At 56.1% G+C, this 12,178-nt stretch carries 15 protein-coding genes; 9 read left to right on the forward strand and 6 right to left on the reverse strand.

Features of this window, described 5'->3' with window-relative positions; all coding sequences use genetic code 11:
* Positions 1 to 431: 431 nt before the first annotated feature.
* From RBB44_RS21935 to RBB44_RS21945, 3 genes are all read left to right on the forward strand, one after another.
* Positions 432 to 1,100: a PAS domain-containing protein gene (locus RBB44_RS21935; protein WP_133946785.1), complete on the forward strand. Its 669-nt coding sequence runs from the start codon at positions 432 to 434 to the stop codon at positions 1,098 to 1,100.
* A 157-nt stretch (positions 1,101 to 1,257) separates the two neighbouring features.
* On the forward strand, positions 1,258 to 1,896 hold the full coding sequence (locus RBB44_RS21940; protein ID WP_209173905.1) for a PilZ domain-containing protein: 639 nt from the start codon (positions 1,258 to 1,260) through the stop codon (positions 1,894 to 1,896).
* Positions 1,897 to 2,440: 544 nt separating this feature from the next.
* Positions 2,441 to 3,055 carry a transglutaminase-like cysteine peptidase gene (locus RBB44_RS21945; RefSeq protein WP_306150473.1) on the forward strand — a complete coding sequence of 205 codons (615 nt, stop codon included), beginning with the start codon at positions 2,441 to 2,443 and terminating at the stop codon, positions 3,053 to 3,055.
* A 197-nt stretch (positions 3,056 to 3,252) separates the two neighbouring features.
* On the opposite strand, the gene RBB44_RS21950 is transcribed toward RBB44_RS21945, so the two are convergent.
* Positions 3,253 to 3,780 (reverse strand): gamma carbonic anhydrase family protein, encoded by a 528-nt coding sequence (locus RBB44_RS21950; protein WP_306149981.1) that lies wholly within the window; start codon positions 3,778 to 3,780, stop codon positions 3,253 to 3,255.
* Between the two features lie 3 nt (positions 3,781 to 3,783).
* Positions 3,784 to 4,107: a hypothetical protein gene (locus RBB44_RS21955; protein ID WP_306149983.1), complete on the reverse strand. Its 324-nt coding sequence runs from the start codon at positions 4,105 to 4,107 to the stop codon at positions 3,784 to 3,786.
* Between the two features lie 210 nt (positions 4,108 to 4,317).
* Between RBB44_RS21955 and RBB44_RS21960 the strand changes: the two genes are divergently transcribed.
* Positions 4,318 to 5,028, forward strand: coding sequence for a hypothetical protein (locus RBB44_RS21960; RefSeq protein ID WP_306149984.1), 711 nt, complete (start codon positions 4,318 to 4,320; stop codon positions 5,026 to 5,028).
* Positions 5,029 to 5,086: 58 nt separating this feature from the next.
* Here RBB44_RS21960 and RBB44_RS21965 read toward each other — a convergent pair whose 3' ends face one another.
* A complete protein-coding gene (locus RBB44_RS21965; RefSeq protein ID WP_008189983.1) occupies positions 5,087 to 5,302 on the reverse strand; it encodes a DUF3126 family protein in 216 nt (71 codons plus the stop codon).
* Positions 5,303 to 5,422: 120 nt separating this feature from the next.
* The gene (gene cysE / locus RBB44_RS21970; RefSeq protein WP_306149985.1) at positions 5,423 to 6,241 is read right to left on the reverse strand and encodes a serine O-acetyltransferase; all 819 of its coding nucleotides are present in this window, start codon (positions 6,239 to 6,241) and stop codon (positions 5,423 to 5,425) included.
* A 166-nt stretch (positions 6,242 to 6,407) separates the two neighbouring features.
* On the opposite strand from cysE, the gene RBB44_RS21975 reads away from it, so the two are divergent.
* The gene (locus tag RBB44_RS21975; RefSeq protein ID WP_306149986.1) at positions 6,408 to 7,223 is read left to right on the forward strand and encodes an enoyl-CoA hydratase-related protein; all 816 of its coding nucleotides are present in this window, start codon (positions 6,408 to 6,410) and stop codon (positions 7,221 to 7,223) included.
* 129 nt (positions 7,224 to 7,352) lie between these two features.
* Here RBB44_RS21975 and RBB44_RS21980 read toward each other — a convergent pair whose 3' ends face one another.
* Positions 7,353 to 8,237: an alpha/beta fold hydrolase gene (locus RBB44_RS21980; RefSeq protein WP_306149987.1), complete on the reverse strand. Its 885-nt coding sequence runs from the start codon at positions 8,235 to 8,237 to the stop codon at positions 7,353 to 7,355.
* A gap of 44 nt (positions 8,238 to 8,281) precedes the next feature.
* Positions 8,282 to 9,037, reverse strand: a complete 756-nt coding sequence (locus RBB44_RS21985) for an alpha/beta fold hydrolase (protein WP_306149988.1) — start codon at positions 9,035 to 9,037, stop codon at positions 8,282 to 8,284.
* Between the two features lie 209 nt (positions 9,038 to 9,246).
* Here RBB44_RS21985 and RBB44_RS21990 point away from each other — a divergent pair, with 209 nt between their 5' ends.
* The 4 genes from RBB44_RS21990 (at position 9,247) to gpt (ending at position 12,111) form a co-directional block, all read left to right on the forward strand.
* Entirely contained in the window at positions 9,247 to 9,492 is a 246-nt protein-coding gene (locus RBB44_RS21990; RefSeq protein ID WP_040452254.1) for a zinc-finger domain-containing protein, read from the forward strand.
* Positions 9,493 to 9,517: 25 nt separating this feature from the next.
* Positions 9,518 to 10,732, forward strand: coding sequence for an FAD-dependent monooxygenase (locus tag RBB44_RS21995; RefSeq protein WP_306149989.1), 1,215 nt, complete (start codon positions 9,518 to 9,520; stop codon positions 10,730 to 10,732).
* Between the two features lie 110 nt (positions 10,733 to 10,842).
* On the forward strand, positions 10,843 to 11,586 hold the full coding sequence (locus tag RBB44_RS22000; protein WP_306149990.1) for a molybdopterin-binding protein: 744 nt from the start codon (positions 10,843 to 10,845) through the stop codon (positions 11,584 to 11,586).
* Positions 11,587 to 11,601: 15 nt separating this feature from the next.
* Entirely contained in the window at positions 11,602 to 12,111 is a 510-nt protein-coding gene (gene gpt / locus RBB44_RS22005) for a xanthine phosphoribosyltransferase (RefSeq protein WP_133946776.1), read from the forward strand.
* Positions 12,112 to 12,178: the final 67 nt, after the last annotated feature.

Below are 12,178 nucleotides of genomic sequence, written 5' to 3' on the forward strand. Positions count from 1 at the left end.
TCTACCCCTGCCCTTGTCGGCACATAACAAAACGCCGGCTATCGAAACGATAACCGGCGTTTGTTGAGCCCCCCACAAAAGGTCGCGTCCCCACGCGCCAAATTGAGGTGTCTTGCTGCGATCGCCTTTTCAGTTTCGGGTTCTTTTACGCCCCTTAGGATTTTTTTTGGCGCTCACACGTGCATAGGTTTTACAAACCAATGCCCTGAAGACGATGTGAATTTGCCAGCCACACTCTGCGCTGGCAAGCTTTACGAAGAATTAACCTTAACAAAGTGTTGCTCGACGATTTTTTCATACTTTCAGCGACTTGGCACACCCCCTGCTTAGTAGGACCCAAACAAAAGGACGGATAACGGAGCGTCCCGTTTTGAAACAGTTACTGTCTTGAGACGAAACAGCGCTCCGGAGTGGGACGAAAGGCAAGTCAAATGAAACATGGCGTGACCCAGACACTATACTCCTATTGGGATTCTCTGCGCGGAGCTCGGCCCGCTCCGAACCGGAGCGAAATTGATCCGGGCGAAATCCGCGGTTTGCTTGGCGATACGTTCATCCTGGAGACCAATGGACCGAGTGATGTGCGTTACCGTCTTGCCGGGACGCGCCTCTGCTCTGCTCATTGCCGGGAACTGAAAGGTCGCAATTTTCTCCGAGGTTGGGACACCAAGGACCGTGAAGCACTAGAGAGCCTGATCGCAGCCATCACCGAAGACGGCGCTGCCGCAGTGGTTGGGATCAATGGGCACACGGAACGTGAACAGGAACTGCAGATGGAAATGCTGCTTGTTCCACTCAACGTTCCTGGTGAAGGCCGAATCCGGATACTTGGAAGCGCGGTACCAATGGACAAGCCCTATTGGATCGGTCTGCATCCGATCTTGAGACAGTCCATCAGCAGCCTGCGGCTGGTCTGGCCAGATGAGCGTCCGTATTTCACAGGCGCAAGCCACTCGAACATCAATCCGATCATGCCCCGCTTCACCGCAGAAGACATGCCAATGCGAACCCCGGTTCTCCCCCAGGGTGCGGCAGTCCTCCCGCATGGAGCAGAGCGGCAAGTTGGCCACCTGACGGTCTATTCCGGCGGCAAATCCTAACAACTCTGTCAAAACCCTTAATATTGGGCGATGTGTAGGGTACACTCTTACACATCGTTAACCCCATTGCCCCTAAAGTACTTGCGAGGATTGTCATGATTCTTTGCACGATCGGGGAAAGTGCGTTGCAAAACGCACAGGTTTGGACATTGCAGGCATGAGCGCCGGATTGGCAACAGCAGCACCAGAGGGAAGCAAATCGCTTCAAGTCACGGACCGCCGGCGCCATCAACGGGTTCAGGTAAATATACTTGGCCGTTTCATGCTTGAAGACCGCAGAGAGTATCCGTGCCAGGTGATCGACATGTCACCAGGTGGCATGGCAATGATCACCCCAGTTTCTGGCAAAGTCGGCGAACGCGTCGTCGCATACCTTGACCACCTCAGCCGCGTAGAGGGTCGGATTTCCCGGCTTATTGACGGCGGCTTTGCAGTCGAGCTGCGCAACACAGTTCGCAAACGGGACAAGATTGCAAACGTTCTGACCTGGCTCGCAAACCGGGATGAACTTAATCTTCCTGAAGATCGCCGCCATGACCGCTTCGTTCCGAAGAACCAGATGACGAAGATGATCCTTCCAGACGGAACGGAACATGTCTGCCGGATTTTCGATGTATCCCTCTCAGGTGCCGCAATCGCAACGGATGTCCTGCCCGAGATGGGCGATCAAATTACGCTTGGCAAGATGCGTGCCCGCGTTGTGCGCCAGATAGAAGGCGGGATTGCGGTCGAATTTGCGGCGGTTCAAAGCCGCGAGCTGCTCGAACACCACATCACGACGCCGGAATCCAAATAAAACATCCGCTTTTTGAGTTTTGTCCCTCTGCTGCCGTCAGCAGTTGGTAAGGGCTGACGACACTTGGCTTCTGTGAAGACGTGCAAACTGGCGGTCAGATTTCGTCAGATCATCGGTCGTGCTCAGGTTTGGGCGCTTGCCTCCTTCCAAAGCAGCCAGCTGCGCCCCACTTGGCCACAATCAGGTCTTCAAGACACTGACCGAGTCGTTCCAGGCAGCCTCAACGCGTTTTTTTTCAACTTTTTTCAAGCTTCGACACAGCTAAAAAACGCAGTGTTTCGGGATTAGCAAGCCTACCTCCAACGGACTGAACTCGCATCGATGAATTTTCATTTCGAAGAGGAAGAACCACGAATTGAGCGACTTACGGAGGATCGATAAAATTTGACTCAAATCTTCGTCGAATTTGATTCAAATTCAATTCAAGTATTACTAAAATAAAATTCAAAACAAATTCAAATAATAATATAAGTTTATCACCTCAATTTCCGTGAAGTAAAAAGCAGCAATGCACCGTAATGCCAGCCTTGGGGAGGGCGTTACGATGAAACATCTTGGAAAATTTCTGTCTACCACTGCGATTTTGCTTGGCCTCTTCGGACCAGCGCCCGTCGCACATGCCGATCCTGGCCGCTTTATGGACATGAAAGCCGCGGTCAAAGCGCCAATCGGCCACCGGCAATTCTGCCGTGACAACAGTTGGGCCTGTAAGAATGAACGCTACGAACCGGTGGTCGTAAAACTGACAGAAACCCGCTGGAACGAACTGATCGCAATCAACGCGGAAGTCAATCGCCGGGTCCGCCCGATGACAGATTCCGACCTCTTTGGGAAAGAGGAGTATTGGACCTTTCCGGTGGATGGTTACGGCGATTGCGAGGAATACGTTCTTGAAAAACAGCGTGTGCTCATTGAAGCCGGGTGGCCCAAAAGCGCTCTTTTGATCACGGTTGCGAAAGACATTCAAAACGGTGGCCATGCCGTCCTGACTGTCCGAACGGATCACGGCGACATGATCCTCGATAATCAGATCGAAGCCGTGCTGCCCTGGTACTCAACACCCTATCGCTACATCAAACGGCAATCAGCAAGTTCACCGGCCAAATGGACCGGGATCTCGGATACGCGCGTAACGACAGTCAGCAGCATTTCGAACTAGTTCGGGATTGGCCTGATCTCAGGCCGATAGGACGATCCGGTCGCGTCCCCACCCTCCCCATCCCTACCACGACCGGATCCAGGGAACCGGCCCGCCCCCGCAGGCCGGTTCCTGCTATTTTGGAACCTGCAAGCTTCGGAACTGCAAAAAAGATGGAGTTGAAAGAGAGCCTTGAGACTGTTGGTACGCAAGACCGTTCAGATCTCAGCCAGACCAGCCGCATACCGTTGCCAGTTGGCAACGTAACCGTCAGCTGATCTTCGAATATCCGCCGCAGCACTCTCTGGCAGCTCGCGAACGACCTTTCCAGGAACACCGACAACCAATGAGTTGTCAGGAATAACCTTCCCTTCGGCAATGAGAGCATTTGCCCCGATGATACAGTTGGAACCGATCACGGCACCGTTCAGGATCGTAGCGCCCATCCCGATAAGGGAATTGTCATTGATTGTGCAGCCGTGCAGAATGACCTTGTGGCCGATGGTGCAGTTGTCCCCAACCGTGAGCGGATAGCCTGGATCCGCGTGAAACACACACCCATCTTGAACATTGGACCGCTTGCCGATCCTGATTGGCTCTCTGTCCCCGCGCAAAACGGCGTCGAACCAAACGCTGCTTTCTTCTTCCAGATGCACGTCGCCGATCAGCGTTGCGGTCGGTGCAACCCAACAACGCCCAGCGTCCGGAACCTGCGGACGCACTCCATCAAGTGAATAGATCGGCATTGCTTACGCGTATCCGGCCACAATCAAGGCCACGTTCATGACCATCAGCCCGGAGCACATGCTCCACATGCCAGCGATGGTGGACGAGGCAACGAGCCACCCCAACGGCCGGTTCTCAATACGCCGACCGCGGATTGCATTGCGCATTATGATGAAGGGACCGGCAAAAACACATACGAGGACACCGGCGACGAATCCGAAGATGGTGGTGCCGGAAAAGTTGAATTTCGGCGGTTGATTGGTCACCAGCTGGTAGAGGCTTCCGAGCAGACCGGCTGCAACAAACCCCGCGCACGCAATGTATCCAACGATAAGTAAATCCAGCATAGCCCCTGTTAACCTTCCGTTAACCTCTTCACTGAGAAAGTGATGAAGAAATTGTAAACGGTCAAGAGCAAACATCGTGCCGGTCTGGCCACGGGATAAAAACCTCAAGTTTTTAGTAAGTTACGCCGGATGGCACCAGTCCTGCGCTGAAACACGTGTCTCATTCTTGAACACTGTGTGCCAGCTTAGGTCATTAGAAAGGCACGGCACGTGATCAGGCCGACCCTGCCAGCACCGACCAATGCAAAGCCACTTCATTTCGCGATGCTGGCAACAGCCTTGTGTGTTCTGACCTTCGCGCATGTTGCCGAACGCGGATATCATTGGTTTATGCGTGCAGCCCCGCTGTTCCAATCGACACCCCGGCACGCTTTGGTGAGTGTCACGATGGGACCGGACAACTTTCGGATCCCGGCGGGTTATTTCAAATCCGCAACGCACCGCATGTCGGCACAGGGCGAGGCAGATCACTACCAGCAAGTCAGCTTGCTGATGACATGGCCAGACCTCAGGATGCCTGGCGACGACAACGCCTCGGCACAGCTCGGCACCCCCCTGCCGCTCGTCCAGGTGGATCTGGAGCATGATCCTTACCGGGAAACACTCAGAACTCAGCTGGATCCTGTCTACAAGCGCCTTGCCCGCGGCGGTGCGCGGCCAACGACAGCAGGGTTGGACATGTTGATGTTGTCTGCCCGGGCGGCGCAGAACCGGGATATCATCGTCTATGACCCCGAGGCCAAAGACGGCTTTATTGCCCGGTGCGTCAAGAAACGCAGCGGGGCAAAGGCGGTTTGCCATCGAACGGTCACGCCCGGTGGCGGCCGGCTGATCCGCTACCAATTCGATCAAACCTTGCTTCCTAGTTGGCGCGAGCTTGATGAGGCGATCAAAGCGAAGGTTCGCGGCTTTCGCACCTAAAGACCCAACAAAAAAGCGGCCCACTTGGGCCGCCTTTTAGAAACCTATCTGATGAGCCTTACACTTCGTCGAGATCGATCTCGAGAATGGCCATCTGGAAGTTCCAGCTCAGGTCTTCATCTTCGTCATCACGGAAGATAACACCGATGAATTCCTCACCGATATAGACCTCCGCGGAGTCGTCCTTCTTCGGACGTGCCCGGACCTGCATGCTCGGTAAATCGAACTTTTTGCGCAGATAGGCTTCAAGCTTGCGGATTTCTTCGGGGTTCACGTGGCTCTCTCCTTGTCGTTCGCCAAATCCATCAGTCGTGGTGCGGACCCTACAAGAGAGCCGGGAAATGCCAAACCTTTTCGATCAGCTTTCCCCGTCTTCCTTCATACTGGCCACACCCTACTCACCCAGGAGTTGGTTCATGCTGCGGGCTGGCTCCGGACACCCAGCCTTCCCAACGATCTTCGCCGGCACACCTGCAACTGTGGTGTTCGCCGGAACATCCGTAAGAACAACAGAGCCGGATGCAATTCGGCTGCAATGCCCGATCTCCAGGTTGCCGAGCACGTTAGCGCCAGCGCCAACCAGAACGCCGTGACGGATCTTCGGATGCCGGTCGCCGTCTTCCTTCCCCGTGCCGCCCAGCGTCACACCTTGCAGGATGGAGACATCGTCTTCAATCACAGCCGTGCCGCCGACAACAATGCCGGTGCCATGGTCGATAAAGATCCCGCGTCCAACCGGAACGGCCGGATGAATGTCGATCTGAAAAACTTCCGAGCAGCGGCTCTGCAAATAAAGGGCGAAGTCCTTTCGGCCCTTGCGCCAAAGCCAATTGGCCAGCCGGTGTGTTTGAAGGCCATGAAAGCCCTTGAAATAAAGAACCGGCTCCAGATAGCGGAAGCATGCCGGATCGCGATCGAACACCGCGACGATGTCCACCCGGAAAATCTCGGCAAGCTCCGGCTCGTCCGCCAGCGCTTCCAGATAGGTCTGGCGAATAAGCGACGCAGAAACGATGTCCCGCCCCAAGCGGTCGCCCAAGCGGTGAACTACAGCTTCTTCCAGGCTGTCGTGATTTAGGACCGTCTCATAGACAAAGGACGACAAGGCTGGCTCTGCCGCCACCATCGCCTGGGCTTCGTCGCGCAACTGTTGCCAGACGGGATCGTGCTTCATCACGCGATCTTCGCCAGCTTGGCGTACCGGGGTCGACATGGACTGTCTCCTTTTCAAGCCCACTTCACATGGTCTTCTAAAATAGGCGCTGTGCGTGATATTCCAAACAAAACTTGCTCATATCAGATATCAATCACTCTAATGAATCGTTTTTTTACGATCAATAATCCGGCACCCGTCCTTTTGCACAGCTCCTGAGGTTCACATGACATCCGATCAATCCCCGTCTCAGTCCGAAGATACCAATCCATTCTTGCGTGTTTCCGGTCAGATTGCCGAATTGATCCTGAATGCTCCAGACCGCAAAAATGCCCTGCCCCTAGCAGGCTGGGCCCGCATTCCCGAATTGCTCGAACCGCTCCGCGATAACGCCGGCCTGCGCGCCCTGATCGTGCGAGGCGCCGGCGGCAAGGCCTTTTGTGCGGGAGCGGACATTGCCGAATTTGAGGCTGTCCGATCAACCGCTGACAAGGCCGCCCATTATGATGCGGTCAATGTCGCCGCCTTCCGGGCCTTGAAAACCTTACCTGCTCCGGTCGTCGCGGCAATTGAAGGCCCATGCCTCGGGGGCGGCCTCGGATTGGCGCTGGCCTGCGATCTTCGCATTGCATCGGACACCGCCTTTTTCTCCATCCCGGCCGCCCGTCTCGGCCTTGCCTATCCGCCGGACGCGGTGGCGGACTTGATCGAGGCTGTGTCCCCGTCCAATGCGAAAAAGCTGTTGTTCACAGCTGAACGCCTCTCCGCCGACAACGCCTTGCAAATTGGCCTCATCGACGAGGTTCACGAAGCTGGCGCGTTAGATGCCCGGATTGCCGAGCTGTGCCGACACTTTGAACAAAACGCTCCGCTGTCCCTAAAAGCGGCCAAGACAACCATCAACCTGCTGGCATCGGCAAGTGCGGCGGCCGACTTGAGCGCCGCTCAATCAATGGCGCGCACCTGTGTCGACAGCGCCGACTACGCCGAAGGCTGCCGCGCCTTCCTGGAGAAACGCAAACCGGCTTTCAAAGGGCAGTGAACAGGGAATTTCTCAAGAAAAAGAGGCCGCTATCATAAATTCTTGATTCTAACGCAAAGATAGACGGGATTGTGAATCAACCTATGAAACAGTCCCGCCATCAGATTCAAATAGCTGATAAATTTGCACTCACGCAATCAGCGCTTCGGATTTCAGGTTGGTGAGAAACTCTTCCACTGCCTGGGCGAAAACGTCATTCTTGTCGCCGGCAACCATATGACCGGCGTCCTGAATGTCGGTGAACTTGGCATGGGGCACGCAGTCCAGGAACTCTTCCACATGTGCCATCGACACCAGCTCGGAGTTCCGGCCGCGCAACAGAAGCACGGGCACTTTGAGGTTTTCAGCCGCTTCGATCATTCCGGCCTGCACCCGTTTTGTGATTTCTGCGTCTGAATGTTCCCGCACTTTCAAGAACGCAGGGTCCCAATGCCAGCGATACCGGCCGTCAGCATGAAGGCGCAGATTTTTAGAAAGCCCCGACAGATCCTTCGGCCTTGAGCGGTTCGGTAGATACCGAGCGATGGCATCTGCAGCTTCTTCCACCGTCCCGAAACCTTCTTCCACCCTGTCGCCCATGAAGCCGAGGATCTTGTAGACCCCATCCATATCGACACGCGGCGTGATGTCGACCAGCACAAGTGCGGCCTGATTTCCCGGCGCTTCCGCACCTTCCGCCAACATTCCGGCAAAACCGCCCAGCGACGCACCAACCACAACGGGTTTGGCGCCATGTTTTGCAATCACCTGCCGGCAGAGCGCGACAAGATCCTGGGCGAAATGGACAAACATGTAGTTGCCGGAGGGAACCCAGGCGCTTTCGCCGTGGCCCCGCTGGTCAACAGAATAAACCACATGTCCAAGCGCCGCGATCCGTTCCGCAGCCGCAGCCCACGAATGACGCGTCTGCCCGCCGCCGTGCAGCAAGATCACAGGTTGACCGCCCGTCCCATATTGATCGGCAATCAGGGCGTTTTCCTCCGCCCCTTTGAATTCGATCCGTTTTGCGCTCATGTCTCCTCCCAATCTATGCGCACAAGCTGGCGTAAAACCGCCGGTCAATCGTCGACGTTGTTCAAAAACGCCAGGACCCCTTGCTTGTGAACCTTGTCTCCGACGGCCACCATGTGATCCCGTCCCGGGATCTCAAGCACGTCTGCATGCTGCATCAAGGCAGCCAATTTGTGCGGGGAACCGGCAATGTCATCGCGGGTTCCAACGGCCACCAGAACCGGCCGTTCGATGCGGGCGATATCTTCTTCGCTGATTTTCTGTCGCGAGGAGCGCATGCACGCGGCAAGAGCCAACCGGTCGGATTTGGTCTGTTCGGCGAACGCGCGAAAGGCCCGGCCCGTCCGGTCCGTGACGTCCTGCAGGCGATCGGCTTCAAGCGCAGCGGCAATTGGCTCCGGGTCTCCCACCCCTTCGATCATGCCGTAGCCAAGCCCGCTGAAAATGGCCCGTTTGACTCGCTGCGGATGATTAAGCGTCAAAAACGCACTGATCCGGGCACCCATCGAATAGCCCATGACATCGGTCTGCTCGATCCCAAGATGGTCGAGCAGCTTCCGGGCGTCTTCCGCCATAATCGGAGCACCGTAGGCCTCCGGGTCGTGGAATTTTTGACTTTCCCCATGGCCCCTGTTGTCGAGCGCGATCACGCGGCGGCCTTCCTTGATGAATAGATCGACCCAGCCCGTGTTCTGCCAGTTGACCGCTTTGTTGGAGGCAAAGCCGTGGATCAACAGGATCGGATCCCCTTCGCCCTCGTCCAGATAGGCAATATGAACATCATCCTGCTCAAAGACCGGCATAAAACTTCCTCTTACGTAAACGTAAAACCCGAATTTCAACCACTGTACTGAGAATGATCTCAATTGGCAAAGCCGGATTTCCACGGCGGTGGCAGCCACAAGTTGGTTGGTGACCGCGGCAAGGTTGCCCCTGTTCAACCGGGCATCAAATCGGTATGGTCCGGCCAAAAGAGCTTGGCGCAACCGCCACAAGAATTGAGGAAGTGATCATGGCAGATCAGGTCGTCCCGCATTTTCAAAACACCAGCGGCCACGATTCCATCGCAATCGGCGCAAAGGAATTCATGTGCATCGGCGCCCATCCGCCGTTCGATCACCCGCATGTCTTCCTCGATATGGGCAGCGAAAAAGAAGTCGTCTGCCCCTATTGCTCCACGCTTTACAAGTACGACGCCACGCTGGCTCCGAACGAATCGTCTCCTTCCGACTGCACCTGGGTGCCGGAAGCTGCTTGAAACTGCCTGATAGACCAGAGCTGTCATGAGCGAGACCGGCCCCCCCCCCTCCCCGATCGTCATCGCCGGAGCAGGCATCGGCGGCTTGACCGCCGCTTTGACTTTGCGCCGGGCCGGTCATGAGATCGTGCTTATAGACAAGGCCAAGGCTCTGTCAGAGGTGGGTGCAGGCCTGCAGCTCTCCCCCAACGCCTGTTCGGTGCTAGACGGTTTTGGACTGCTTCAGGACCTAAAAGCACTTGGCCACCAGCCGGACAATCTTCGGGTCTGGTCCGGCAAGACTGGAGATCAGATTTCCAAAGTCAGGCTTGGGTCTTATTTGCTCGAACGGCATGGCCAGCCCTTTATTGTGATCCACCGGGCGGATCTTCAGGGCACGCTTTTGAAAAAGGTCGAGGCGACCGACGGCATCAAATTGATGCTCGGCACCGCCCTTACCGATGCCAAGACGGGCGATGCCGGCAACCTGGTGTGCACATATCAGGCCGGCGAAACAACCGGGACACTCAACTGCAAGGCCCTCATCGGTGCGGATGGCGTCTGGTCAACGGTTCGCCGATTGATCCCGAACCACAAAAACGCGCGCTTCAGTGGTCAGGTCGCTTACAGGTCCACACTGCCAATCGACAAGATCCCTGCCAAGTGGCGCAAGGATTCCGGGCTGTGGATGCACAAGGACAGCCATCTGGTCCATTATCCGATCCGCAGTGGCGAGCAGCTGAACATCGTCGCGCTGGCAACAGAAGATTGGCAGGACGAAACATGGTCGGCGCCAGCTGGCAAGGACGAACTGCTGCACCGTTTCAAGGACTGGCCAACGGACATCCGCAATCTGCTGAATGGGCCAGAGCGCTGGTTGAAGTGGGCCTTGTGCACGGTCGACGCCAATGGTCCCTGGACGCATGGCCAGATTGCCCTCCTCGGCGACGCGGCCCATGCAATGCTTCCCTATATGGCCCAGGGCGCGGCTATGGCGATCGAAGATGCCGCCGAGCTTGCGAACCATTTCCCAGTTGAAACGGAAAACACCGCAGCGGCTCTGAGAGCCTATGAGCGCACCCGCAAACCGCGCGCGGAACGCATTCAGGAAACCGGCTTTAAAAACGCAAAGACGTTTCACATGTCCGGTCTTCCAGCCACAGCCCGCGACATGGTGATGAAGTTTTCAAAACCGGAGAGCCTTGCGGCCCGCTTTGACTATGTTTACGGCTGGAAACCCAACCAAGCATTGCCCTCCTGACCGCCTTTGGCCGTCTTAATCTTGGGGCGGCTCCAAGTTTCTGACGCAAAAGGTTGAGCCAGACCGCAAGCTGGGATAAAGCCAAGCATCCGGATCGAGGGAGCGCTGACATGACAGCTGATAAGGCCGATGACGTTGTAACCGCTGCATTTCTTGTCATCGGCGATGAAATCCTGTCCGGACGCACCAAAGACAAGAATATCGGCTTTCTCGCTGACTATCTGACCGCTCTTGGCATTGACCTCAGCGAAGTTCGGATCGTACCGGACGTTCAGGCCGAAATCGTCAGCGCTGTGAATGCCCTCCGGGCGAAATACACCTATATCTTTACATCAGGTGGCATCGGGCCGACCCATGATGACATTACCGCCGAGGCCGTCGCTGCTGCATTCGACGTGCCGCTGAATCTTGACCCCCGAGCCGTTGCGATCATGGAAAAGCACTATCCGCCGGGTCAGTTCACCCCTGCCCGCCAACGCATGGCGCGGATCCCGGAAGGGGCGGATCTCATTGAAAACAAGGTGTCCAAGGCTCCCGGATTTCGGATTGGCAACGTCCATGTCATGGCCGGTGTTCCTGCGATCATGCAAGCCATGATGGATGCGGTCGCACCGACGCTGCATACGGGCAAGAAGATGTTGTCTGAAACGGTTGCGGCAAATATGCCCGAGAGCCGGATTGCTGAACGCCTGGCCGCCATTCAGGACGCCCATCCTGAAACTCTGATTGGATCCTATCCGAAAGCAACGGACGGAAAATTCACCACCCAGATCGTAATTCGATCCAGAGACGAAACCATTCTCGCAGCCGCCGCACAGGATGTGGCGCGCGCTGTTGACGATCTCTCTGGATGACTTGAAGGAAAAGACATGGAAAACCCTGCACAAGACAAAGCCTTCCCAGTCTCATGGGACATGTTCCACCGCGACTCCCGCGCGCTCGCCTGGCGGCTCTCAAGCGAAGGTGAGTGGAAAGCCATCGTCTGCATCACCCGCGGCGGTCTGGTTCCGGCCGGGATCGTAGCGCGCGAACTTGGCATCCGCACTATCGAGACCGTGTGCATCGCCTCTTATCACGACTATGACAGCCAGGGCCGTCTGGAAGTTATCAAACCGGTCGATCCGAAAGTGATCGATCTGGAAGACGGCGAAGGCAGCGGCGTCCTTGTCATCGATGATCTTGTCGACACGGGCAAAACCATGAAAGTGGTCCGGGAGATGCTGCCCAAAGCCCATTTTGCAACTGTCTACGCCAAGCCGGTCGGCGTTCCGATGGTCGACACCTTCATCACAGAAGTCTCCCAAGACACCTGGATTTATTTCCCTTGGGACATGGGCTGGCAGTTCCAGCCGCCGCTTTCCAAAGACACGGCAGGCTGATTTCAGGCCGTCCGCATCACAATTTGCGGATTATCCTGAGATCCATTCGACGGCTGGTTGACCAGAG

This window comes from Roseibium sp. MMSF_3247 (genome assembly GCF_030733765.1).
Taxonomy (GTDB): Bacteria; Pseudomonadota; Alphaproteobacteria; order Rhizobiales; family Stappiaceae; genus Roseibium.

Bases quoted from the DNA above. Each gene is read 5' to 3' on its own strand.
- RBB44_RS21980 (WP_306149987.1), bottom strand. From the start codon at position 8,237: ATGAGCGCAAAACGGATCGAATTCAAAGGGGCGGAGGAAAACGCCCTG.
- RBB44_RS21950 (WP_306149981.1), bottom strand. From the start codon at position 3,780: ATGCCGATCTATTCACTTGATGGAGTGCGTCCGCAGGTTCCGGACGCT.
- cysE (WP_306149985.1), bottom strand. From the start codon at position 6,241: ATGTCGACCCCGGTACGCCAAGCTGGCGAAGATCGCGTGATGAAGCAC.
- RBB44_RS21990 (WP_040452254.1), top strand. From the start codon at position 9,247: ATGGCAGATCAGGTCGTCCCGCATTTTCAAAACACCAGCGGCCACGAT.
- RBB44_RS22000 (WP_306149990.1), top strand. From the start codon at position 10,843: ATGACAGCTGATAAGGCCGATGACGTTGTAACCGCTGCATTTCTTGTC.
- RBB44_RS21935 (WP_133946785.1), top strand. From the start codon at position 432: ATGAAACATGGCGTGACCCAGACACTATACTCCTATTGGGATTCTCTG.
- RBB44_RS21995 (WP_306149989.1), top strand. From the start codon at position 9,518: ATGAGCGAGACCGGCCCCCCCCCCTCCCCGATCGTCATCGCCGGAGCA.
- RBB44_RS21945 (WP_306150473.1), top strand. From the start codon at position 2,441: ATGAAACATCTTGGAAAATTTCTGTCTACCACTGCGATTTTGCTTGGC.
- gpt (WP_133946776.1), top strand. From the start codon at position 11,602: ATGGAAAACCCTGCACAAGACAAAGCCTTCCCAGTCTCATGGGACATG.
- RBB44_RS21940 (WP_209173905.1), top strand. From the start codon at position 1,258: ATGAGCGCCGGATTGGCAACAGCAGCACCAGAGGGAAGCAAATCGCTT.
- RBB44_RS21985 (WP_306149988.1), bottom strand. From the start codon at position 9,037: ATGCCGGTCTTTGAGCAGGATGATGTTCATATTGCCTATCTGGACGAG.
- RBB44_RS21975 (WP_306149986.1), top strand. From the start codon at position 6,408: ATGACATCCGATCAATCCCCGTCTCAGTCCGAAGATACCAATCCATTC.
- RBB44_RS21955 (WP_306149983.1), bottom strand. From the start codon at position 4,107: ATGCTGGATTTACTTATCGTTGGATACATTGCGTGCGCGGGGTTTGTT.